This is a genomic window from Bacillus sp. z14 (2026), from assembly GCF_058313575.1.
Genome location: NZ_JBZFQK010000008.1, coordinates 24,893 through 47,261, shown reverse-complemented (window position 1 = coordinate 47,261; position 22,369 = coordinate 24,893). Strand labels below are relative to the sequence as shown.

Annotated in this window: 20 protein-coding genes, 1 tRNA gene and 1 riboswitch; of the genes, 6 read left to right on the top strand and 15 right to left on the bottom strand. The window is 38.6% G+C overall.

Features of this window, described 5'->3' with window-relative positions; translation table 11 throughout:
• The first annotated feature begins 42 nt into the window (after nt 1–42).
• From efeO to AC4G3O_RS17695, 3 genes are read left to right on the top strand one after another with little or no spacing between them, the layout of a single operon-like run.
• Nucleotides 43–927, top strand: coding sequence for an iron uptake system protein EfeO (efeO, locus tag AC4G3O_RS17705; protein WP_175354246.1), 885 nt, complete (start codon nt 43–45; stop codon nt 925–927).
• A gap of 27 nt (nt 928–954) precedes the next feature.
• A complete protein-coding gene (gene efeB, locus AC4G3O_RS17700; RefSeq protein WP_491136525.1) occupies nt 955–2,187 on the top strand; it encodes an iron uptake transporter deferrochelatase/peroxidase subunit in 1,233 nt (410 codons plus the stop codon).
• Complete coding sequence (locus AC4G3O_RS17695) at nt 2,162–3,889, top strand: FTR1 family iron permease (protein ID WP_148631174.1); 1,728 nt, start codon at nt 2,162–2,164, stop codon at nt 3,887–3,889. Before efeB ends, AC4G3O_RS17695 begins: the two co-directional genes overlap by 26 nt.
• An 82-nt stretch (nt 3,890–3,971) precedes the next feature.
• Here the strand turns inward: AC4G3O_RS17695 and yhbH are convergent, their stop codons facing one another.
• The 7 genes from yhbH to queG all read right to left on the bottom strand — a co-directional run bounded on the left by yhbH (nt 3,972) and on the right by queG (nt 12,350).
• Nucleotides 3,972–5,135, bottom strand: a complete 1,164-nt coding sequence (yhbH, locus tag AC4G3O_RS17690; protein WP_491136517.1) for a sporulation protein YhbH — start codon at nt 5,133–5,135, stop codon at nt 3,972–3,974.
• Nucleotides 5,136–5,656: 521 nt separating this feature from the next.
• Complete coding sequence (locus AC4G3O_RS17685; RefSeq protein ID WP_066102759.1) at nt 5,657–5,851, bottom strand: hypothetical protein; 195 nt, start codon at nt 5,849–5,851, stop codon at nt 5,657–5,659.
• Between the two features lie 310 nt (nt 5,852–6,161).
• Nucleotides 6,162–8,057 carry a PrkA family serine protein kinase gene (locus AC4G3O_RS17680; protein WP_491136516.1) on the bottom strand — a complete coding sequence of 632 codons (1,896 nt, stop codon included), beginning with the start codon at nt 8,055–8,057 and terminating at the stop codon, nt 6,162–6,164.
• Nucleotides 8,058–8,878: 821 nt separating this feature from the next.
• A complete protein-coding gene (gene nfsA, locus AC4G3O_RS17675) occupies nt 8,879–9,616 on the bottom strand; it encodes an oxygen-insensitive NADPH nitroreductase (RefSeq protein ID WP_066102767.1) in 738 nt (245 codons plus the stop codon).
• Nucleotides 9,617–9,723: 107 nt separating this feature from the next.
• A complete protein-coding gene (gene trmL / locus AC4G3O_RS17670) occupies nt 9,724–10,200 on the bottom strand; it encodes a tRNA (uridine(34)/cytosine(34)/5-carboxymethylaminomethyluridine(34)-2'-O)-methyltransferase TrmL (RefSeq protein WP_066102772.1) in 477 nt (158 codons plus the stop codon).
• A gap of 72 nt (nt 10,201–10,272) precedes the next feature.
• Complete coding sequence (locus AC4G3O_RS17665; RefSeq protein ID WP_066102773.1) at nt 10,273–11,139, bottom strand: amidase domain-containing protein; 867 nt, start codon at nt 11,137–11,139, stop codon at nt 10,273–10,275.
• A 71-nt stretch (nt 11,140–11,210) separates the two neighbouring features.
• The gene (queG, locus tag AC4G3O_RS17660) at nt 11,211–12,350 is read right to left on the bottom strand and encodes a tRNA epoxyqueuosine(34) reductase QueG (protein ID WP_491136515.1); all 1,140 of its coding nucleotides are present in this window, start codon (nt 12,348–12,350) and stop codon (nt 11,211–11,213) included.
• Between the two features lie 82 nt (nt 12,351–12,432).
• Between queG and AC4G3O_RS17655 the strand changes: the two genes are divergently transcribed.
• On the top strand, nt 12,433–13,122 hold the full coding sequence (locus AC4G3O_RS17655) for a B3/B4 domain-containing protein (RefSeq protein WP_491136514.1): 690 nt from the start codon (nt 12,433–12,435) through the stop codon (nt 13,120–13,122).
• Nucleotides 13,123–13,179: 57 nt separating this feature from the next.
• On the opposite strand, the gene AC4G3O_RS17650 is transcribed toward AC4G3O_RS17655, so the two are convergent.
• Together AC4G3O_RS17650 and AC4G3O_RS17645 are read right to left on the bottom strand one after the other, a co-directional pair.
• Nucleotides 13,180–13,250: transfer RNA gene (locus AC4G3O_RS17650), tRNA-Gly, on the bottom strand.
• Between the two features lie 121 nt (nt 13,251–13,371).
• On the bottom strand, nt 13,372–14,157 hold the full coding sequence (locus AC4G3O_RS17645) for a glycosyltransferase family 2 protein (RefSeq protein WP_148631184.1): 786 nt from the start codon (nt 14,155–14,157) through the stop codon (nt 13,372–13,374).
• A gap of 218 nt (nt 14,158–14,375) precedes the next feature.
• Here AC4G3O_RS17645 and AC4G3O_RS17640 point away from each other — a divergent pair, with 218 nt between their 5' ends.
• Nucleotides 14,376–14,639, top strand: coding sequence for a hypothetical protein (locus tag AC4G3O_RS17640; protein ID WP_066102780.1), 264 nt, complete (start codon nt 14,376–14,378; stop codon nt 14,637–14,639).
• A gap of 492 nt (nt 14,640–15,131) precedes the next feature.
• Here the strand turns inward: AC4G3O_RS17640 and AC4G3O_RS17635 are convergent, their stop codons facing one another.
• From AC4G3O_RS17635 to AC4G3O_RS17610, 6 genes are all read right to left on the bottom strand, one after another.
• The gene (locus tag AC4G3O_RS17635) at nt 15,132–16,712 is read right to left on the bottom strand and encodes a Na+/H+ antiporter NhaC family protein (RefSeq protein WP_491136513.1); all 1,581 of its coding nucleotides are present in this window, start codon (nt 16,710–16,712) and stop codon (nt 15,132–15,134) included.
• A 146-nt stretch (nt 16,713–16,858) separates the two neighbouring features.
• Nucleotides 16,859–17,039: riboswitch (Lysine riboswitch) on the bottom strand.
• Between the two features lie 243 nt (nt 17,040–17,282).
• Nucleotides 17,283–17,990 carry an ABC transporter ATP-binding protein gene (locus AC4G3O_RS17630; RefSeq protein WP_066102789.1) on the bottom strand — a complete coding sequence of 236 codons (708 nt, stop codon included), beginning with the start codon at nt 17,988–17,990 and terminating at the stop codon, nt 17,283–17,285.
• Nucleotides 17,990–18,769, bottom strand: coding sequence for an ABC transporter ATP-binding protein (locus tag AC4G3O_RS17625; protein WP_066102791.1), 780 nt, complete (start codon nt 18,767–18,769; stop codon nt 17,990–17,992). The genes AC4G3O_RS17630 and AC4G3O_RS17625 overlap by 1 nt, the downstream gene beginning before the upstream one ends.
• Nucleotides 18,744–19,712 (bottom strand): branched-chain amino acid ABC transporter permease, encoded by a 969-nt coding sequence (locus tag AC4G3O_RS17620; RefSeq protein ID WP_066102793.1) that lies wholly within the window; start codon nt 19,710–19,712, stop codon nt 18,744–18,746. Before AC4G3O_RS17620 ends, AC4G3O_RS17625 begins: the two co-directional genes overlap by 26 nt.
• Before the next feature lie 13 nt (nt 19,713–19,725).
• Entirely contained in the window at nt 19,726–20,604 is an 879-nt protein-coding gene (locus AC4G3O_RS17615; RefSeq protein ID WP_066102795.1) for a branched-chain amino acid ABC transporter permease, read from the bottom strand.
• A 71-nt stretch (nt 20,605–20,675) separates the two neighbouring features.
• Nucleotides 20,676–21,851 (bottom strand): ABC transporter substrate-binding protein, encoded by a 1,176-nt coding sequence (locus tag AC4G3O_RS17610; RefSeq protein WP_491136512.1) that lies wholly within the window; start codon nt 21,849–21,851, stop codon nt 20,676–20,678.
• A gap of 268 nt (nt 21,852–22,119) precedes the next feature.
• Between AC4G3O_RS17610 and AC4G3O_RS17605 the strand changes: the two genes are divergently transcribed.
• Entirely contained in the window at nt 22,120–22,266 is a 147-nt protein-coding gene (locus tag AC4G3O_RS17605) for a hypothetical protein (RefSeq protein ID WP_175354247.1), read from the top strand.
• Nucleotides 22,267–22,369 lie beyond the last annotated feature (103 nt).

Below are 22,369 nucleotides of genomic sequence, written 5' to 3'. Positions count from 1 at the left end.
TTATCTCTACAATAACAATTTCTAGAGAGAAGGTTAAAAATTATGAAATTTAAGTCTATAAAATTCAATATGATGTCAGCAGCTGTTTTATCAGCCTCCCTACTATTAGCTGGATGCGGTACAGAAGAAGAAACAGCTTCCACTGCAACACCGGCAGACCAAACAACATCGACTAAAACAACTGTTGCCGACTTGAAAACCGAAACGGATACTTATAAAACATTCGCTTTGGAACAAATGGATTCTTTTCTAGTCGAAACTGAAAAATTTGTTACTACGTTCCTGGATGGAGATATCGAAACCGCGAAAGCATTATATCCTGAAGCGCGCATGTTTTTTGAACGCTCTGAGCCAATCGCGGAAAGCTTCGGTGACTTAGATCCACGCATTGATGGCCGTCTGGCTGATATCCAGGAAGAAGGCAAAGGCGAAGAAGAATGGACTGGCTACCATAAACTTGAGTATGCATTATGGATTGAAAACACAACTAAGGGTTATGAAGAAGTCGCGAATCAATTATTAGCTGATACAAAGGAATTGCATGCATTAGTACAAACAGTCGAAGTAGAACCGGATTTAATGATTACTGGTGCTGTTGATTTATTGAACGAAGTATCCACTTCAAAAATTACAGGTGAAGAAGAAATTTACTCACATACAGACCTTTATGACTTTAAAGCAAATATTGAAGGGGCAGAAAAAATCTTCGAGATTTTACATGATAAAATCGAAGCAAAAGATGAAGCCTTGGTCACTACACTAGAAGAGAAATTCGCTAAGCTCGATGAATTATTATCAAAATATGAAACAGCTGATGGCGGCTATGTATCATACAATGAATTGACGAAAAAAGATACAAATGCATTAGCCACAGCCGTCAATCAACTAGGTGAACCATTGAGCCAAATGGGGATCATTTTAGAATAAGGGTGAGTATCGTTGTCTACTAACAAAATGACAAGACGCGAGATGTTGAAATTAACTAGCATCGGAGCAACAGGAATGGTTATCGGTGCAAGCGGATTGGGTTCCACGATGAATGCTTTAGGCTATGAGTTGCAACCTTCCTTGGATGATAACCAGTCTGTAAAAAACAAAATTGCATTTTATGGACGCCATCAATCCGGTATCTCAAGCCCTTTACAAGGCCATATATACTTTGCTGCATTGGACGTTTTAGTAGAATCAAAAGAGGAATTGCGCCAATTATTTAAATTGTGGACATCTCTTACTGTTCGGTTAATGAATGGTGAACAAATCGTCGAACCTTCCACTAACGGTCACATCCCTCCCACTGATACTGGTGAAGCGATGGGAATCGATGCTTCTAACTTAACTATAACGTTTGGGGTTGGTCCTTCTCTATTCGATAATAAAAATCTTAACATTCAGCATTTAAGGCCGAAAGAATTGATGGATTTGCCGCATTTCCCAAAAGATCAATTAGATGAAGCATACAATGGCGGAGATATTTGCATACAAGCATGTGCCAATGATCCTCAAATAGCATTTCACGCCGTACGGAATTTGGTTCGTGCGGCAAACGGGAAGGTCAGAAGCAAATGGTCTCAATCTGGTTTTAATGCCATTCCACGCGATGGAAGTACACCGCGCAACTTATTTGCATTTAAAGATGGTACGGTTAATCCTGCCAAAAACAGTGAATATAATGATTCTGTATGGATTCAATCCGGTGAATCGAAAAGTTGGCTGGTAAATGGAACATATTTGGTTTATCGTCGCATTCAAATGCATTTGGAAACATGGGATCGGACCAGCTTACATCAGCAGGAGGCAACATTTGGCCGCTATCGTGAAAGCGGAGCGGCATTCGGTAAGAAAGATGAATTTGACGATTTTAATGAATTAGAGAAAGATGCAAATGGCAACTACATTGTTCCGGAAACATCCCATGTCCATCTTGCACGATTAGCAAAGCAAAAGATTCTCCGCCGTTCTTTTTCTTATTCTTCAGGCATTATGTCAAACACCGGGGCTTATGATGCTGGCTTACTGTTTATCTCGTTCCAAAAACATCCGCAACAATTTATCGACATTCAAAATAGTTTAGGCCGTAACGATAAATTAAATGAATATATTACACATCGAGGCAGCGCCATTTTTGCCTGCTTCCCTGGTGTTGAAAAAGGGAGTTATTTAGGTGAAGCGCTTTTTACAAATTTGTAGTTTTCTAGTTTGTATGCTTGTAGCTTTGCCAGCTTTAGCTGCAACATCCTACAGCTCTTTTTACATATCAATTAGTGATGCATTAATTAATGCAAAGCAAGGAAATGACGAACAAACCCAAAAAGCTATAGATAAGTTTGCAGAAAATTGGGCATCGGTGACTTCCGAACAGAAGGAAGCAAAAAGAGCTGTTGATGATGCACTAAACGCGGTACTTGAATCTTCAACACAAGAAGAACGGGTTAAGACAATCATGCAGCTATCAACAACTCTTTCTCAATTAGAAAAACTTGAAAATCCAGTTGATGAGGAAGCAGAACGGAAAGAGTTTGAAACGAAGTATACACCTTTTATGAGGCAATTTGAAGAAGCATTAGCCACGGACGACTATGAAAAGATTCTACCAGCATACAATGTTCTTAATGGAAAATGGAATCAATACGAACAGCCTGTACGTGATCAAAGTGTAGGTATGTATGGACAAATTGAAACACAGTTAGCTTTTATCCGCATCACATTGGCAAGCGAAGACCCAGACTTACCCCTTGTAGCAAGTCAATATGCAGCGTTTAAAGCGTCCATTGAACAATTTTTGGCAGGTGAAGATATTGCTGTTGAAGAAGGAAGTTACTCACTCCAAACGTTAATTAATCATATTGATGATGCCTTGCAGGCAATTGATATGGAAAAGTTTGACGAGGCCAGTGATGCTTTGACAGAATTCATTATTGTTTGGCCGAACATTGAAATGGAGGTTTCTACCCGCAACAGTTCCTTATATACAAACTTGGAAAGTGATTTACCAATTCTGGTCAGTGAATTAACGAAGGATACTATAGATACAGATTCGATCACTAACCAATTATCTAATTTCAAAACAGAAATCCAATTATTGCAGGAAGATAGCGATTATACTTTTTGGGATTCTGCATTGATCTTATTACGTGAAGGTTTGGAAGCACTTCTTATTATTATGGTACTCGTATCATTCCTGAAGAAATCGAATCAGGAGCACATGGCTCGATGGATTTATATGGGTGCTCTTTTAGGGGTCCTTGTATCTGCAGTAGCCGCTGTGGCATTATCGTTCATCTTTAATTCATTGACCGTTAATACGAGCCGCGAAATCTTGGAGGGCTATGTCGGACTAATTGCCGCTGCCATGATGATTGGGGTCGGGGGATGGCTTCATAACAAATCTAATGTTGCATCCTGGAACTCTTATTTATCGAAGCAAATGGGACAGGCCATCTCAAAACAATCTGTGTTTGCCATGGCTACTGTATCGTTTTTATCTGTTTTCCGTGAAGGAGCGGAAACTATTATTTTTTACGTGGGTATTGCCCCCAACATGCCGATGTTTGATTTTACCCTCGGTATTATCATTGCATTAGCCATTCTGGCTCTTGTTGCCTTTATATTATTCAAAATGAGTGTACGAATCCAAGTGCATAAATTTTTCTTTGTAGCCACCATTTTCATCTATGTATTGGCATTTAAAATCATCGGTTCAAGCATTCATACATTACAGCTCACCAATATATTGCCGACGACCGTCATTCACCAATTACCCGTGTTCAATCAAATTGGTTTTTATCCAACAGTTGAAACCATGGCCGGTCAACTCATTTTGATCCTTATTTATGTGACAATAGCAATTTATAATAAAACAAAAAATAGTAATACCAAGAAGTCCAGTTAAATCAGAAGACGCTAGAGGATAAATACCCTAGCGTCTTTATACTAAGCAATTTAATTATTTACTCCTTAAAGAGAAACATACTTTAATGAATCATACTTTCTGGTTTAAAGAATGACTGCAAAGCATGAAAGACATCTGCCTTTTGCTTCAATATATAGTGTTGAAACTTTTCATCTTTAATATTTTTATATGCGGACATTAATGTGGAATTACGATTGTATTGATTAACTTCACCATACCCAAACATATTAGATACTTCCATCAATTCTTCCACAAGTTTTATGCAACGAGGATTATCTGAAGTTAAGTTATCACCATCCGAAAAATGAAAAGGATAAATATTATAGCGTTCCATCGGATACTTTTGTTCAATTATTTCTAATGCTTTCCGATAGGCTGATGAACAAATCGTCCCACCGCTTTCACCTTTAGAAAAGAAATCCTCTTCGTCTACCACCTTTGCTTCTGTATGATGAGCAATAAATTCGATGTCAACTGTTTCATATTTCGTTCTCAAGAAACGTGTCATCCAAAAGAAAAAGCTACGTGCCATATATTTTTCCCAAAGCCCCATACTTCCAGAAGTATCCATCATAGCCAAAACGACTGCTTTAGATTCTGGCTTCACAACTGAATTCCATGTTTTAAACTTAAGATCATCTTGATAAATAGGTGTAAATCCAGGATTGCCACCCAGTGCATTTCTTTTAAATGCACTAATCATCGTTCGCTTCTTATCCACATTTCCCATTAAACCTGTTTTACGAATATCATTGAATTCGTAATGCTCAATGGTATGATCTCCCTGTTCCTTTTCTTTTAAGTTCGGTAATTCCAATTTTGCAAATAAGGCTTCCTCTATTTCCAATAAAGAAACTTCAGACTCAACATAATCCTCTCCTGCCTGATCTCCAGCTTCTCCTCCTTTTCCTGGCGCCTTTTGTCCACTTCCATCTCTTGCTACTACATCTCCAACCTGGGAATCTCCATCTCCCTGACCAACATGCTTGTTTTTATCATAATTATAACGAATCTTATATTCATCAAGAGAGCGTATCGGGATTTTTACAACATTCTTTCCATTGGACATAATAATGCTTTCCTCTGTTATTAGATCAGGTAGATTATTACGTATCGCTTCCTGTACTTTCTCCTGATGTCTTTGCTGATCATCAAAACCTTTTCGATGGAGGGCCCAATCTTCCTTTGAAATGGCGAACTGATAGCTATTGTTCTTATCCGACATCGTTTTTCCCCCTCCTATAACACATTTATCATAATACTCTAGATGTTAAATAGTCTTTTTTAGAATTTAATGTTTGATTACTCTATCCTATGCGTAAACTACAATTTATTGCCAAAATATTCTTAAAATAAGACAAAGTTTTGCTTATCCCCTTGTCATTTGGAATTATAGAATCTATAACCATCCTTATTACTGAGAATAGTTTAGTGAGTATTAACAAATGTAATATAGATTATGAGATTAAGGTTCAGATAAAGCCATTGAGAGTTATTAAAAGGGAAATTACTATCCTGAATATTATGGAGAAGTGCTAAATATGGAAGCTGAACGCAAAGAGTAATTTATCTTAAAAATTGACCAAGTATCCAGATTCCCTTCACCTCTATGTACCGAACCAACGATTTGGTGTTAGGCTATATATCTAATCAAAAGAAAAAAACGCTTAGTAATCTCCCCTACTGTCAAACAGAATATACAATGGGAGATGCCATTTACCAAGCGTTTTGTAAAACTACTACTATTTATTTATTTTCTGCCTCTTCTTCCTCATGTTGAACAGGATCAGGCTGCTTATTATATTCTTTGGATAATTCTTTATTTGTCCTTAGGTGCTCCATCTGTTTTCCAAGGTTTTTCATTTCTTCAAGATCCGGTGCCATCGAGCCATTTTCAGCAAGACTTTCAGCGATTGTATCTGCCTTTTCGTCTTTTTTCATCACTATCACCTCATAAGACCTATTCCCATCCTATCAACCTAATAAACATTTTTTCCCATTCTAAAGCCATAGAGAATACTTAGACTGAGCCTTCGTTCAGCCGTTTTAACTTTGTATCCGGCCAATCCTAGCCTTTATGCAGCCGATTCACGTCATAATCCAGCCAAACTAGTCTTTTATCCAGCCGATACCCTCGATATTTCAGCTAACCTAAGATAGGTGCCCTCATTAATCTTCAGAAAGCAACCTAAAAAGAACTATCCACAAGTCGAATACCTCGACATGTAAGATAGCTCTCCTTCGTCAATACTTATCTGTTCAACAAGCTGCCTACATAACGCAGAAGCTCATTTGCCGAGGTAGAATTATATCCATGTTCATCTATTAATCTGGCAACTACCTCGTTTACTTTCTTCAATTGACTTTCATCTGGAGTTTTAGAGGAGGTTGTAATTTTAACGACATCCTTCAAGTCAGCGAACAGTTTCTTCTGTATTGCTTCCCGTAAACGGTCATGAGAATTATAATCGAACCGCTTTCCTTTACGGGCATATGCAGAAATTCGAATTAAAATTTCTTCCCTAAACGCTTTCTTAGCATTCTCAGAAATTCCAATTTGCTCTTCAATAGATCGCATTAATTTTTCATCAGGATTGATTTCCTCACCTGTTAGGACATCACGAAGTTTTGACTTATTGCAGAATGCCTCCACATTATCCAAATAATTATTCATCAAGGTTTTGGCTGATTCCTCATAGGAATAAACGAATGCCTTCTGTACTTCCTTCTTCGCGATATCATCATATTCTTTTCGTGCAAGTGAGATATAATTCATATACCGTTCTTTCAACTCGGCTGTAATTGAAGCATGCTGATCCAATCCTTCTTTTAGGGAACGCAATACATCCAGTGCATTAATGGAAGGTGTTTCTTTTCTAATAATAGTTGAAGATATTCGGTTAATGACATAACGCGGATCGATGCCGCCCATCCCTTCATCCGAATGTTCCTTCTTCAATTCTTCTACATCTGCAGAATTAAAGCCTTCCACGTTTTCTCCATCATATAGCCTCATTTTCTTAACAAGATCAATATCGCCTTTTTTTGGATCTTTTAATCTGCTAAGAGTAGTAAACATGGCTGCAACCCTTAAAGTATGCGGAGCAATATGAACATTCGATACATCACTGTCATGAATCATTTTTTCATAGATTTTTTCTTCCTCGGATACTTTCAGGTTATAAGGGACTGGCATTACGATAATCCTAGAATGCAGGGCTTCATTCTTTTTATTGGAAATAAAGGAGCGATATTCCGTTTCATTCGTGTGCGCTATAATTAATTCATCGGCACTAATCAACGCAAATCGGCCAGCTTTAAAATTACCCTCCTGAGTCAAAGAAAGCAGGTGCCACAGGAATTTTTCATCACACTTCAGCATCTCCTGGAATTCCATCATCCCGCGGTTCGCTTTGTTTAATTCACCATCAAATCGATAGGCGCGCGGATCGGACTCAGACCCATACGTAGCAATCGTAGAAAAGTCGATGCTTCCAGTTAAATCTGCAATGTCCTGTGATTTCGGATCAGATGGACTAAATGTCCCTACTCCAATCCGCTTATCTTCTGAGAGGAATATCCTTTCTACCAGCATATCTTCAATACGGCCACCATATTCCTGTTCCAACCTCATCAAATTTAGAGGTGAAAGATTACCTTCAATCCTGATTCCATACTCCTCAAAGAAATCATTACGTAAATGTGCCGGTATTAAATGCAATGGATCTTCATGCATCGGGCAACCCTTTATCGCATAAATCGCTCCCCGATCCGTCCGTGAATATCGTTCTAATCCGCGTTTCAAAAGCGTTACTAAGGTCGATTTACCACCACTCACAGGCCCCATTAGTAGCAAAATACGTTTTCGCACATCTAATCGTTTAGCAGCTGGATGAAAATATTCCTCTACAAGGCGCTCAAGTGACTCCTCGAGGCCAAATAATTCATCTTTAAAAAAGCTGTATTTTTTCTTCCCATCAACAATTTCTACACCTGCATCCTTAATCATGTTGTAAACCCTGGAATGAGCTGATTGAGCTACTAAGGGTGTTTTCTTTAATAATTGCAAATAATCACCGAATGTCCCTTCCCACTTCAGCATTTCCTCTTCTTCTCTAAATTGTTCTATTTTTTTAATGATATCCATTCAGTATTAATCCTCCCCTAGCTGTGATTCAGCTGCTACTAATACTGTATGCACGTATATAGTCAAACATGTGTAAGCCCCTTAAGAATCCATAATGAATTACCAATTTATAATTTTCTAAAATATTCTTAGTGGAGAAAAAATTAACTTATATGGTATACTTTTTCCAAAGCATTCATACAAGGAGGATCATCCAATGAAACTTGCCATTATTATTGCCGTATCCCTAGCATTCCTCGCAGCCATCTTCACCGGTGGCTACAATGATAAAACTAACTAAAAAGCTGAAGGGCCTTGATCAGCCGACAAGCATAAGATGAGGTGCGTAGGGAGAGCGCTTTTATCTCCCGTAGCAGCCACACTTATGTCTCGAGCGGCTAGGCCCTGAAGCTAGATTAACTAAAAGGCTGAGACGACTTGTCAGGCCTGACAAGCATAAGGATAGGCACGTAGGGAGGCGCTTTTCCCTCCCGCAGCGGCTATCCTTATGACTCGAGGGATTAGGAGTTAGATTAACTAAAAAGCTAAGACGGCTATATTAAGGAACGAAGACTAAATACGCCACGTCCTGTGGCAACGTCTTCATGACCTACATCGTGTAGGCCCGCGAGGAGCATAAGACAGGGGCTCGGAAGGAGGTGTTCTTCCTCCTGCAGAGACCATGCTTATGTCCTGAGCTTCTAGCCGTCGAAGCTGGATTAACTAAAAAGCTGAAACGACTGCATTAAGGAACAAAGACTAAAATAATCATGTCCCATAGCAACAAAACACAAAATACCCTTCACTTTGAGATAAAAGTGAAGGGTATTTTGTGTTTTTATTTATTTGAGCGCAAAGTGTTTAGATTTAACAAAATCCATCATAAATTCACGTTGTTTACTAGTTAACATACCAACGACTTGCTCTGTCCATCTATCTTTTCTCAATCCGTTTGTACGCTCATTATAGTAAGCAGAGATAATTTCGTTGTATTCTTCGAGTTCTGCTTGCTTGTCCTCGTATTCATTCTCATGAAAGACTGCTTTCAGCGGTAAGCGCGGTTTAAGATCAGATTCATGATCTGGATAGCCAATAGCCATTCCAAAGAGTGGAATAACACGATCAGGCAATTTTAAAAGCTCAGATACCTTTTCGATATTGTTCCGTATACCACCGATGTAACAAATACCAAGATCCATAGACTCAGCTGCAATAGCAGCATTTTGTGCAGCCAAGGCTGTATCAATTAACGCAATCATGAATGTTTCCATGCTTTCCAGATTGTGATCCATATTCATACCTTCCATATCAGCAGCCAACTTATGGCGATGATAATCGGCGCAAAACATTAGAAAATATCCATTGTGTTCAACATACGATTGTCCACCTGCCAGCTCCGCTAATTGTGTCTTCTTACTTTGATCACTGACCCCAATGATTGAATAAGCTTGAACAAAACTCGATGTGGATGCAGACTGGGCTGCACTTATAATTGTTTCAACCTGCTCCCTTGAGAGAGATTTTTCTTTAAATTTACGAATCGATCGGTGATTATTTAATAGGTTAATCGTTTCATTCACTGGACTCAGCTCCTTTATAACGTAGTACAAATATAACAAATTATAGAAGTGTTATCTAAAATTTTGTTTAACTCTTTATAAAACAAAAACTTCTCTAGAAAGAGAAGTTATGTCAAATGAATATAATTTTGTTGGCGTAAAGCTTCATAGATAACAATTGCTGCTGTATTCGATAAATTAAGCGAACGAACATGAGTATCATTCATAGGTAAACGCAATCCTCTTTCAGGATGTTCCTCTAATAAATGCTTTGGCAGACCTGTCGTTTCTCGGCCGAAGATAAAGTAGTAATCTTTATTGGTATCTTCATATGAGATATCACTATGATAATTCTTCGCAAATTTTGTGATATAAAAGAACTCCCCACCACTGTTCTTTTCAAAAAAATCTTCAATTGAATCATAATAAATAATAGTTACATGCTCCCAATAATCAAGGCCGGCACGCTTTAAAGCTTTATCGTCAGTGGAAAAGCCCAAAGGACGGATTAAATGCAGGGTTGTATCTGTAGCTGCACATGTACGGGCAATATTCCCCGTATTTGCCGGGATTAATGGTTGGTATAAAACAATATGTAAAGACACTTTTCCTCACCTCTGGTTAGTATAAGCAGCCTTCATTATAACACTATTTCTCTTTTTCCAAAAATGGAAGACCTAATTCGTTATTATATGAAAATATTTATATTGGATATTAGGCGTATAGGCAGTAGAATCTTCATAATTCCAGTATCTCATACGGCTGTTCGTTGTATGAGCATTCACCAAAGGGTAGCCATATTCATCCTTTCCGGTCACAATCGTATTATGATTAAACCTGCCATCCCCTTCAAAATCATAACAAATAATATCTCCAATCATTAATTGGGAAGGATTCTTTACTTCCTTCGTCCAAGAAGCTGCCTTTAACATGAGCATAAAAGCATGTGCCACTGTCCAACTAAAGCTCCAATTGCTTTTCCCTTCTATCCACCACCCCTTTGAACGATTAGGTTTACCCCACATCGGTATACCACCGGCATATAAACATTGAGATATAAAATTCGTACAATCATCGGTGAATTGTGGATAGGTGGGATTAAAGGAATTCCACCATCTCTCGGCGTATTGAACCGCCTTTAACCGATTATAGGCAATCTTGGCACGCGAGGAAGTAAGATCTAAACTCCTCAGGAGGTCTTGTTCCATTATTTGAGGCTTAACATTTAATTTCTGATCTATCAAGAGTTTAGTTTCTTTAAAGGAAGCTTTACGAAGCTCCACATGTTCTTCCATGTAAAATTGTGTCCCTTGCTTCATTACAAGCTTCCAATGAGTCTCATATATAGCATCGACGACATCTTCCCGCTCCTTGATTTTTTTCACATGCCCTTTTGCCATGACCTTCACTATTTCTCCATTGCGTTTACGCATGCCTTCCTGCTTCTTCAATAAGGTTTCCATATTATCTGTCTTATTTGAGGATGTATTCTCTTTGAGTTTTTGTATCCTCTCCTCGACCAGTTTTTGCAGTTTCTCTTTCATCCATTCATCCACTCCTTCTCTAAAAAGTATGATGAATGACTAAAATACATACAAAAAACCGGAGTAAAAAGCTACTCCGGTAACATAAGACGTTCTAAGGCATTATTTATTTCAGCCACTACCATCTGTTCGGTCTCTTCTTTTAAACAATCCTTTAATACAGCCATTGCTTCCTCGGTACCTATTTTTCCAAGCGCCCATGCTGCTGTACCTCTGATAACAGGCCTAGGATCCTTTTGCAGCAATTCTTTAATTGAAGCAACACTTTCTGAATCCTTAAAATGTGCCAATGCGATAATCGCATTTCTTTGAATGGGCATCTTCCCACGCCAAGAACCTGAAACACTGCCAAACTTCTCTTTAAACTGGCGGTTGCTCAAGCTTAAAAGGGAGGCCAGCTGAGGTTTTGCCAACTCAGGATCAGACTCACATTCAGGGTGATTATGAAAATCTATACGGCGATTATAAGGACATGATGTCTGACAGGAATCACATCCATATACTCTGTTACCCATTTTATCTCTGAATTCATAAGGAATCATATCCTTCGTTTGAGTCAGAAAGGATATACATCTCTTTGCATTAATCTGTCCTCCTTGAACCAACGCACCGGTAGGACAGGCATCCAAACATTTTGTACATGTTCCGCACAAATCCTCCATTGGATTATCCGGAGGAAATGGAATGCTTGTAATCATTTCGCCAAGGTACATATATGAACCAAATTCTTCGTTTAAAATCGAACAATTTTTGCCGCTCCAGCCTATACCAGCCCGCTCTGCTACGGCCCGATCAACCAGCTCACCTGTATCTACCATAGAGGATAAATAAGAATTCGGCATGCGCTCTAAAATAAAAGCTTCAAGCTTCTTCAGGCGATCTTTCACCACATAATGATAATCTTGCCCCCAAGAAGAGCGGCTAAAAATGCCACGTCTATCCCCCACTTTACTTTTAGGTGCATCTTTGAGTTTAGATGGATAAGCTACAGCAATAGCTATAATAGATTGTGCTTCTGGCATTAGCCTTCTTGGATTAGTCCTCTTATCTAAATCTGGCTCTTCAAAACCCGATGCAAAATTGAGGTTCTGTTGATCAATCAGTCGTTTCTTTAAAACCTGGAAAGGATCAGCTGATGTAAATCCAATTTGATCAATCCCTATTGTCTTGCTATATTTGATAAGCTCATCTTTGAGTATTTGAAAATCCATCTTAGCCTCTCCTTTCTCTGGAAAATGAATAACTTTTATATGTATGGTAAACTATATCCAATCATTTTGGAGGTGTAAATTTATGCAAATTCATGTAGATCGCCAGCTATTCGCAAAGGCCGGCGATGTAAAAATCGGTATTATCCGCTATCAAGGAATTGTTGCTGATGCCATTCCCCCGATGCTAGTAGGACGCCTTCAGCTCTATATTGAACATTTACATACTGAACTAGAGAGTAAATCCTTGAATGCATACGAAGGGATTGTATCATGGAGGAAAGTATTTAAACAAACTGGAAGTGATCCATCTCGTTACCGTCCCTCAGTAGAATCCTTACTTAGACGCGTCAAAAAAGAAGCATACACGCCGTCAGGCAACTCAGCGATTGCTCTCAATAATTTTTTCTCCCTGCAATATACTTGTCCATTAGGAATATATGATTTATCAGCCGTGAAAGGTGATGTAGAATTTCGAATTGGTGTTGCTGAGGATACCTATGAGGGATTAAATGGCCGTGTAAATAAATCGGAGGGTATTATAGGTTCTTTTGATCAAATAGGCCCTTTTGGTAGCCCGTATGTTGATTCTGTACGCACAAGTGTGGATGACCATACTTCAGATGCACTGCATATCATTTATTTTTATCCCGAAATCACCATTGAACAAGCACAGCAAATGATGCGCACGATATCCAAGATGTTCATTCAAGTCCATGGAGGGGAATCTGCCATCCATCTACTGAGCCAAGAATGCAATACTATCAAAATATAAAAAACGCAATGCTTCGTACTCCTAAGTTACGAAACACTGCGTTGTTAACAATTCAAGAGCGGGTGAAGGGAATCGAACCCTCATCATCAGCTTGGAAGGCTGAGGTTTTACCACTAAACTACACCCGCAAAGAAGATAAATATTATACTAGCAGAAAGTTCACCTGATTTCAACCTTTTTTCGACAAAAATCGCATTTTTTTATTTACTTAAAAAGTGACGCCCTTATTTAGTAGGCGTCACTTTTCCCTTATTCTTTTAAGCTTCGATTTCTTTTCGCCTCGTGTTTTGCATAATTTACAAAACAGAAAGCAGATTCAAAAACACCTAATTTCTCTACTTGGCGATATAACGACCAGATTCTTGATGCCGTTTGGTAATTGTTTTTTTCCAAAACATCATTGCTTTTTCTAAGATAAACATAGACATTTTTTAGTCTCTTCGCTTTAAATCCTCTTTTCAATATAGAAAGCCAAAGGGCGAAGTCTTCAGGAATATCTCGGTTATGTACTAATTGAATCTTCCCAACCTTATATTTATCAATCATGACAGTCGAGCAGCCAATAGCTGTTGTATCTCTTAACAAATCTTGATATGTAAGATGAACCGGCATCTCAATAACAGGTTCATATGCTTGGTTCTCCTCATCAATAAACTGATAATCAGTGTAACTAAATGCCAAGTTATGCGCTTCCATGAATTCAAGCTGCTTTTCCAATTTATTCGGTGCCCATAAATCTTTGCTGTTTAGAAAGGCAATATAATGTCCTTTGGCTGCCTGAATAGCCATGTTTCTGGCTTCGCCCGGACCGACATTTTCCTGCAGGGTAATTAATTTAATTCTGGAATCATCCATTAGATACTCTTTTATCATATCCTTGCTATTGTCAGTCGAAGCATCATCAACAATAATTAATTCCCAGTTTTCATAGGTTTGTTTTTTAACTGATTCTATGGTTTGACGAATAAAAACCTTTGAATTATAGCTTGGCATGATAATAGATACCAATGACCTAAATGGAATACTGCTTCTCACGATTCCTCACCCTCCTGATAAAATTTATCCTAAAAGTTATAAAACTCTCCGAATAGTAAATTATTATATAAATATAATAATATTTATCCGTTTTATTCATGTATTAAACACTTCAGATGGGTTTTTCAGACTCTATCCAGACTTTATACATGTCCTATTTACTGAAATAACCAACATGGATTATAATGGAAATACAAGGTGCTTAAGGGTGTGTTTAAATGAAAACTATTATTCAATCATTGGTTGTTTCATTTGTGATTCATATAATCTATATTGGTGGATCCCTAATCGTAGGCTATATAACTATAAAGACTTATAAACCCGATATTAAAGATGAATGGGAAAATGTAAAAATGCTACAAAGTGAAGTGGCTTTTGGAACAGTTGGTTCTCCTTTGTTTTTTCTAATTACCTTCATCGCCGTTGCCTTGATATGCGGAATAATCATTACTACTATTAGGAAATTTGTGCGGATAAAATAAATCAATTCTTTACATGATAGTGAAAGGGGGAAACCCACAATTATCATGGGAGCTTTTTCAATTTTTTATCTTAGCTAATTTTTTACAAAGAAGAGAGTATAAAAATGAACCTTATTAAATATTTAGGTATACAATGTCTACTAATTGGCATGATTATCCTGACTAATTTTTATTTAGACAGTTATATTAGTAAGCCATTTACTTACACGGATTTACTAGCAATAATAATTGGAATTTCTATACTAATCCTTACTTTACATCTTTCTGATAAGTTAAAAAAACGTCTGAAATCTATTTCTTTATTTTATAAAATATCCCTTTCCATATTAGCCATTTTTATTGCAATTATTTATATAGGTCTTATAACAGGAGAAATACAATTTTAACCCTTTTCAACAAAAATTTAAGTAGAGCATTTTATGGTTCAAACATCACATTATTAGTTAAAGAGACAAAAAGAAAAGGATGGCCGGTATCCAGCCATCCTATCTATTAATGAATAATACTGTTTTCTAATTGCTCCTGCTTTTTGGGCTTAGATACCCATACAAAAGATGCCAGCAAGATAACGACCGTGATCAATCCCATAGGCGTACTTCCTGTAAATCCAAGGACAATATACCCTGCCATCGCAACACCCGCACTGATTAAAGCATATGGGATTTGCGTCATCACATGATCAATATGATTCGCACAGGCACCGGTAGAAGAAAGAATGGTTGTATCGGAAACCGGTGAGCAATGGTCACCAAATACCGCACCAGCCAATACAGCCGCCATCGCCGGCAATATCATCGTAATATCTGTTACAGCCGTAATTTCTCCTGCAATCGGAAGCAGGATACCAAATGATCCCCATGAAGTACCCGTTGCAAATGACATCAATCCTGCTATTAAAAATAAAAGTAATGGAAGGAAGGATACATTTAAATTTAAATCCTGTACAAGTCCAGCCAAATACTGGCCAGTTCCTAGCCTTCCGATTAAATCAACGATTGTCCAGGCAAACAATAAAATATAAACCGCTGGCAGCATGGACCCTATTCCGTGTTTTACTCCTACTGTGAATACCTTTACAGATATTCCATGCAAAACAAAGACTTGTCGTAAAAACATAATGATTGTTACTATAATTCCGATTGTACCACCCAGAACCAATGATTTAGTGACATTAGTATTTTCAAAAATGGTTAGAAGTGTTGCATGTCCAGCAACTGCCTGATAACCTGTCCAAAGCATCGCAGCCACTGTGCCTACAATAAGAGTTACAATGGGGATTACCAAATCTCCAACCCTGCCAGTTGTACTTCTCGGTAAATCTTCTTTTAATTCACCTGGAACTGTCTTGGATGGATTATAAAGAATACCTTCTTTTACCGCTCTATCCTCATGTACTTTCATCGAACCAATATTCCAATTTCGATAGATAACAATAAATACCATCGCCAACGCTGCCATCGCATAAAAATTCATTGGGATCATTTGAATGAACGCTGATATGGAACTGTATTCTGTCACCTCATGAGTGATAAAAATTCCTCCTATCAGTGCAATAATATAAGCCCCCCAGCTGGATACAGGCATAATTACACAGATAGGCGCTGAGGTAGAGTCAATCAAATAGGCAAGCTTAGCTCTCGGTATTTGATGTCTATCTGTAATCGGACGTGCTACCTGGCCAACCGCCAAAGCATTGAAATAATCATCAATGAAAATGAGTATCCCAAGTAATGCAGCTACCAGCTGAGCTCCAACTCTGGTTTTAACATGCTTCATCGCCCATTCACCAAAGGCACGGCTCCCACCGGAAATTGAAATAAAAGCCGTAATAATGCCAAGGATGAGCAAAAATAAAATAATATATATATTGGATACATTGAGTGATCCATCTGATATAAAGATTCCTTTTACTGCTTCCCATATAAGGACACATGTCTCACCAATATTAAAATCAGCAAGCATTAAAGCTGATGCTATAATCCCCACACCAAGTGAAAGCAAAACCTTCCTTGTTATAGCCACCATTAGAATTGCCAATAGTGGGGGAATAAGCGTATAAACTGTCGACTCCATTCCTTTTTTCCTCCTCCAAATAAATAAGGGGAACTCGTCGTGAGTGCTGACCCTTGCGCTCTTACCTTTTATGCAAAAGAAAATAAAGAAGGGCTGCAATAGAGAAATATCTACCGCAGCCCTGTATCAGCTTTTCTTTCTCCATCACGACCTGTAGCTCCTCATTATAAGAACCTCTTATAATGACAGTGTTGCTTTTATTTAAAACAACCCCAGCAAATTCATTTCTGACTAATCAACTTGCTTCGGCAGTTTCCCCTTTCGGCTATGCTCTCTGTTGTCATCCTCACATAGCTTACTCTTGAATCCTGCGCCTCTACCCCATCGGAATGATAAGGTACTATCTAATTGTTATTCTAATATAACAGATTACGTTCCTGTTCACAATGTGGAATAGATGTGTATTTTTTTACAATTATCTGATTAATTATTAGGATGAAGCCTGACTCAATTGCTTAACGAGTAACCCGATCGACAACATGTTAGGCTAATTAATCCAATCCTCTCGTTCCTGTAACCCACACAAAACTAAAACTCCCCTGTAAAAGTTTACAGGGGAGTGATTCACCTTTAATGTCCGCCAAGATAGGCCATCTTTACTTTTTCACTTGAGGTTAACTCATCTGCCGAACCCGAGAGGACGATTTTGCCGGTCTCCACTACATAGGCACGGTTGGCAATCGATAGTGCCAAATTAGCATTTTGTTCAACTAAAAGAATAGTTGTTCCCGCATTATTTATTTCTTCAATTATGCGGAAAATTGTTTTAACCAGTAGTGGAGCCAATCCCATGGAAGGTTCATCGAGTAAAAGCAATTTGGGCTTAGCCATTAATGCCCTTCCCATTGCGAGCATTTGTTGTTCTCCACCTGACAATGTTCCTGCCGGCTGTTTAAGACGTTCGTTCATCCTTGGAAAAAGATCAAATACCTTCTCCATATCCTCTTTAATCCCAGCTCGATCCCTACGTAAATAAGCACCAAGCTGTAAATTTTCTTCCACTGTCATATTGGCAAAAACCCGCCGTCCTTCTGGTACATGTGAGATTCCCTGCTTTACAATCACTTGAGCTGCTTTTCCACCTATGGATTTACCCTGATACATGATTTGACCCTGCTTCGGTTTAAGTAAACCTGAAACAGTTTTAAGTAGTGTACTTTTTCCAGCCCCATTTGCACCGATTAAGGTAACAATTTCCCCTTCGTCAATATGAAAAGAGACACCTTTTAATGCCTGAATATTTCCATAGTAAACGTTAATATCTTCAACCTTCAGCATCAGGAAACCTCCTCGCCAAGATAAGCCTCTATAACCTTAGGATTATTGCGGACTTCATCCGGTGTACCGTGTGCGATTAATTGTCCATGATCAAGTACATAAATACGTTCACATACCCCCATCACAAGCTGCATATCATGCTCAATCAAAAGTACAGTTAAATCAAATTTTTCACGTATTAAGCTGATTAACTCCATCAGCTGACTTGTTTCCTTCGGATTCATACCCGCTGCCGGTTCATCCAGCAGCAGTAACCGCGGACCCGTTGCTAGGGCTCTGGCTATTTCAAGTCTGCGTTGCATTCCATATGGAAGATTCTTGGCCTTTTCATCACGATAAGAATCCAGATTAAATATTTTCAGGAAATCTACAGCCTTTTGGTCCATTTCCAATTCTCCCGAAAAATGATTAGGCATTCGTATAATTGAACTGAGCATAGAATGTTTAGCCTGTGAATGATAAGCAACTTTGACATTATCTATGACAGATAAATCTCCAAACAAGCGAATATTTTGGAATGTCCTGCTAATTCCCTTTCTTGTAATTTTATAAGGCGGTAATTTGTTAAGCTTATCGTCGTTTAAATGAATGGTTCCTTCTGATGGTACGTACACACCAGTTAAAAGGTTGAAAAAGGTGGTTTTCCCTGCTCCATTCGGTCCTATTAAGCCGCACAGTTCACCGGGATACAGCTCCATAGATACATCTGCTACAGCCTTTAACCCTCCGAAATGAATTCCAATTTGGTCAACCTTAAGCAGTGGTTTGGTGGTTTGCATCCTTCATGCCTCCTTTTGTCTTCCTTTTGAAAAATGAGGTAATTTCCTTTGTACCCATCAATCCCTGCGGTCTGTACAGCATTGTCACAATTAGGATAATACTGTAAAGAATCATCCGCGTATCAGAATAATCTGATAGGAAGGAAGAAATTAATGTAAGGAGAATTGCTGCAATCACAGAACCTGACATACTGCCCAATCCCCCAAGCACGACGAATATTAAAATATCAAACGACCGAAGGAAACCAAAGGTTGACGGATTAATAATATAAAAGTTATGAGCATATAACCCACCGGCAATCCCAGCAAAAAAGGCACCAATGACAAAGGCAGCCACCTTATAATAGGTTGTGTTAATACCCATGGAATCAGCTGCTGTTTCATCTTCCCTCACAGATATACAAGCACGACCGTGAGTAGAATTAGTGAAATTCCGAATGACGATAATGGTCACTAGTAAGCAGGCAAAAACCCAAGGCCAGGTTGTCATTTGCGTGACCATCATCCCTCTTGCCCCACCAACGGAGTCCATATTAAGAAAAACAATACGAACTATTTCTCCAAACCCAAGAGTGGCAATCGCCAAATAATCTCCCTTTAAACGCAAGCTCGGGATCCCGATAAGCATGCCTACCAAGGCCGCTGCAATCCCTCCCATTAATAAGGCAGATAAGAATGAGACCTCTAGCATCATAGACATGACAGCAGAAGCATATGCCCCAATTGCCAGAAAGCCAGCATGTCCAATCGAGAACTGGCCCGTAATTCCAATAATTAGATGCAAACTAACTGCCAGAATAATATTAATTCCAATTGTCACAATAAGATTAGTATTAAAAGCATTTAAATATCCGCCTGAAATAAGAACCTGTACCACGATAAACAAGACGAATGAGAGTAAAATAGAGAGCCAAAAACCTTTAACCTTCTTAAGAATTGCCATCGCCATGTCTCCCTTACACTTTTTCTCTTCTGTTTTTTCCGAACAAGCCCTGCGGCATAAAAATTAATATCAAGATGAGGACAACAAATGCAGCTGCATCCCTCCATAAGGATAAACCGGAGGCACTTACCAACCCCTCTACTACACCAAGCAACAGACCGCCTACCATGGCACCTGGAATAATGCCAATCCCTCCAAGGACCGCGGCGACGAAAGCCTTAAGTCCCGGCATTACTCCCATTAATGGCTCTATTTTTGTATAGTAGGTCCCAAATATAACACCCGCTGCTCCCGCAAGTGCTGATCCGATTGCGAACGTAGCAGAAATTGTATTGTTTACGCTGATTCCCATTAATTTAGCAGCATCTGCATCAAATGAAACTGCACGCATCGCCCGGCCAATTTTAGTTTTATGAACAACAAATTGCAGAACGATCATCAAGAAGAGTGAAACACCCAAAATCATCAGCGATTGACTTTTTATCGTAACACCAAAGATATCTATTGAATCTGCTGGCAGAACATTATTTGGATATGCTTCAGGCTGCGCTCCCCTGATTTGGATCATCCCGTTTTCGATTAATAAGGAAACCCCAATGGCCGTAATGAGTGCCGCAATACGAGTCGCATTACGCAGAGGCTTGTACGCAATCCGTTCAATCAAAACTCCAAAGATAGCACAGGCAACCATGGCAAGAAGCAGTGCGGGAAAAAAAGATAATTCCATAAACGTAATCGCATAAAAGCCGATGAAGGCTCCAACCATAAATACATCGCCATGTGCAAAATTAATCAATTTTACAATTCCATACACCATCGTATAACCGAGCGCTATTAACGCATAAATACTGCCAAGTGATATCCCATTTACAAGTTGCTGAATAAATTCCATAACCTAAGACTCCCCTCGGTCATTATTTCAAAAATAGGAAGCTTTTTAACAAAGCTTCCTATTCCTCATTCTTATGGATTTACCTTTGTTTCAAAAACTTGCTCACCATTTTCATATTTTAAAATGGCCGCAGATTTAACCGGATTATGATTTTTATCCATCGTTAAATTCCCCGATACAAGCTGTAAATCTTTTGTTTCAGCAAGTGCATCTTTAATTTTTTCCGGTGTTGCGTCATCTCCTGCGCGTTTTATCGAATCTGCAATGAAGTAGGCTGTGTCATAACCAAGTGCTGCAAAGGCGTCCGGTGATTTATCTTTATATTTCTTTTTAAATGCCGATACAAAATCCTGGATTTTTTTGTCCGGATCTCCAGCAGAATAATGGTTCGTGATAAAGGTATTATTCAGCGCTTCCTTACCGGCAATTTCTAGTAACTTAGGAGAATCCCAACCGTCTCCTCCCATAACTGGAACTTCAATTCCTGACTCACGTGCTTGTTTTAAAATTAATCCAACTTCTTCATAGAATGCTGGAACAAAAACAAAGTCCGGATTTGCTTTTTTGATTCTTGTCAATGTTGATTGGAAATCGGTATCTTTTTGCAGGAATGCTTCTTCTGCTACAATTTGCCCACCCGCTTTTGTAAATGCATCTTTGAAGGCTGCAGCAAGACCTTTAGAATAGTCGCTTGAGCTATCAACATAAATAGCGGCTGTTTTTGCCCCTAATTCCTGCTGAGCAAAATTCGCTGCAACTGTTCCCTGGAACGGATCAATGAAACACGTTCTAAAAACATATTCATTAACCTTGCCATCCTTCGAAGTAATCGTTTCGTTCGTCCCTGTAGGTGTAATTAATGGAACTTTGTTATCATTGGCAACCTGGACCTGCGCCAATGTATTTGTACTTGTCGCCGCACCAATCATGACATCCACCTTATCCTGGCTGGCAAGCTTGATTGCTCCGGTCGTTGCTTCTGCTGCATCTGACTTGTTATCATATTTTACTATTTTCAGTTTTTTGCCACCGACACCTTCTTTGTTTATTTCTTCAAGTGCCAGATCCATCCCTTCCACAATGGATTGACCATAGGATGCCCCACCGCCAGTTAACTCAAGGTTGGCTCCAATTTTAATCGTATCTCCTTTTTCTCCGCCGCCTGATTTCTCTCCACCGCAGCCGGCCAAAACACCCATACCTAATGATAATGAAAGAATAATACCAGCTAGTTTCTTCTTTTTCATTACACATGCCCCCTATTTTTCTTATAGATAAAGATATGAAACGGTGATTTGATTGAAAGATTAAAATATTCTGAATATAGTTTAACCCCTACTGGAAAATATGTACATATATTTTTTTATTTTAAAATCTGCTAACTGTTATCCTATAAATTCACTTAAATCTATAGGGATAATCAGTAAAATATTAAATACGCTAGCTGGATAAAGATGTTTTCAGCTCAAGAATACAGGAATGAAAAATATAACCAACACGTTAGGAGGCGACAATATGACAGACAAAAATAACACTGAAGGATTACGAGAACTCGAAAGAAAAGTTCAAAACAGTCAGAAGAAGCCAGAAAACGCAATTGATAAAGGCCGTAAACCGGATCAACAAAATCGCCTAAAGAACCAAGAAACTAGACTGCCTTAAATTATATTAAAACTGAAGAAACCCAGTCTCTTGACTGGGTTCTCTTTTATGTATGTAATGCCTACTTTTTTTAATATTCCTTAAAATCATCCACAAATCATAA

Bases quoted from the DNA above. Each gene is read 5' to 3' on its own strand.
- AC4G3O_RS17605 (WP_175354247.1), top strand. From the start codon at position 22,120: ATGACAGACAAAAATAACACTGAAGGATTACGAGAACTCGAAAGAAAA.
- efeB (WP_491136525.1), top strand. From the start codon at position 955: ATGACAAGACGCGAGATGTTGAAATTAACTAGCATCGGAGCAACAGGA.
- AC4G3O_RS17625 (WP_066102791.1), bottom strand. From the start codon at position 18,769: ATGCAAACCACCAAACCACTGCTTAAGGTTGACCAAATTGGAATTCAT.
- AC4G3O_RS17685 (WP_066102759.1), bottom strand. From the start codon at position 5,851: ATGAAAAAAGACGAAAAGGCAGATACAATCGCTGAAAGTCTTGCTGAA.
- AC4G3O_RS17665 (WP_066102773.1), bottom strand. From the start codon at position 11,139: ATGAAAGAGAAACTGCAAAAACTGGTCGAGGAGAGGATACAAAAACTC.
- AC4G3O_RS17610 (WP_491136512.1), bottom strand. From the start codon at position 21,851: ATGAAAAAGAAGAAACTAGCTGGTATTATTCTTTCATTATCATTAGGT.
- AC4G3O_RS17620 (WP_066102793.1), bottom strand. From the start codon at position 19,712: ATGGCAATTCTTAAGAAGGTTAAAGGTTTTTGGCTCTCTATTTTACTC.
- AC4G3O_RS17635 (WP_491136513.1), bottom strand. From the start codon at position 16,712: ATGGAGTCGACAGTTTATACGCTTATTCCCCCACTATTGGCAATTCTA.
- efeO (WP_175354246.1), top strand. From the start codon at position 43: ATGAAATTTAAGTCTATAAAATTCAATATGATGTCAGCAGCTGTTTTA.
- AC4G3O_RS17640 (WP_066102780.1), top strand. From the start codon at position 14,376: ATGAAAACTATTATTCAATCATTGGTTGTTTCATTTGTGATTCATATA.
- yhbH (WP_491136517.1), bottom strand. From the start codon at position 5,135: ATGTCGGATAAGAACAATAGCTATCAGTTCGCCATTTCAAAGGAAGAT.
- AC4G3O_RS17615 (WP_066102795.1), bottom strand. From the start codon at position 20,604: ATGGAATTTATTCAGCAACTTGTAAATGGGATATCACTTGGCAGTATT.
- queG (WP_491136515.1), bottom strand. From the start codon at position 12,350: ATGGATTTTCAAATACTCAAAGATGAGCTTATCAAATATAGCAAGACA.
- AC4G3O_RS17680 (WP_491136516.1), bottom strand. From the start codon at position 8,057: ATGGATATCATTAAAAAAATAGAACAATTTAGAGAAGAAGAGGAAATG.
- AC4G3O_RS17655 (WP_491136514.1), top strand. From the start codon at position 12,433: ATGCAAATTCATGTAGATCGCCAGCTATTCGCAAAGGCCGGCGATGTA.
- AC4G3O_RS17630 (WP_066102789.1), bottom strand. From the start codon at position 17,990: ATGCTGAAGGTTGAAGATATTAACGTTTACTATGGAAATATTCAGGCA.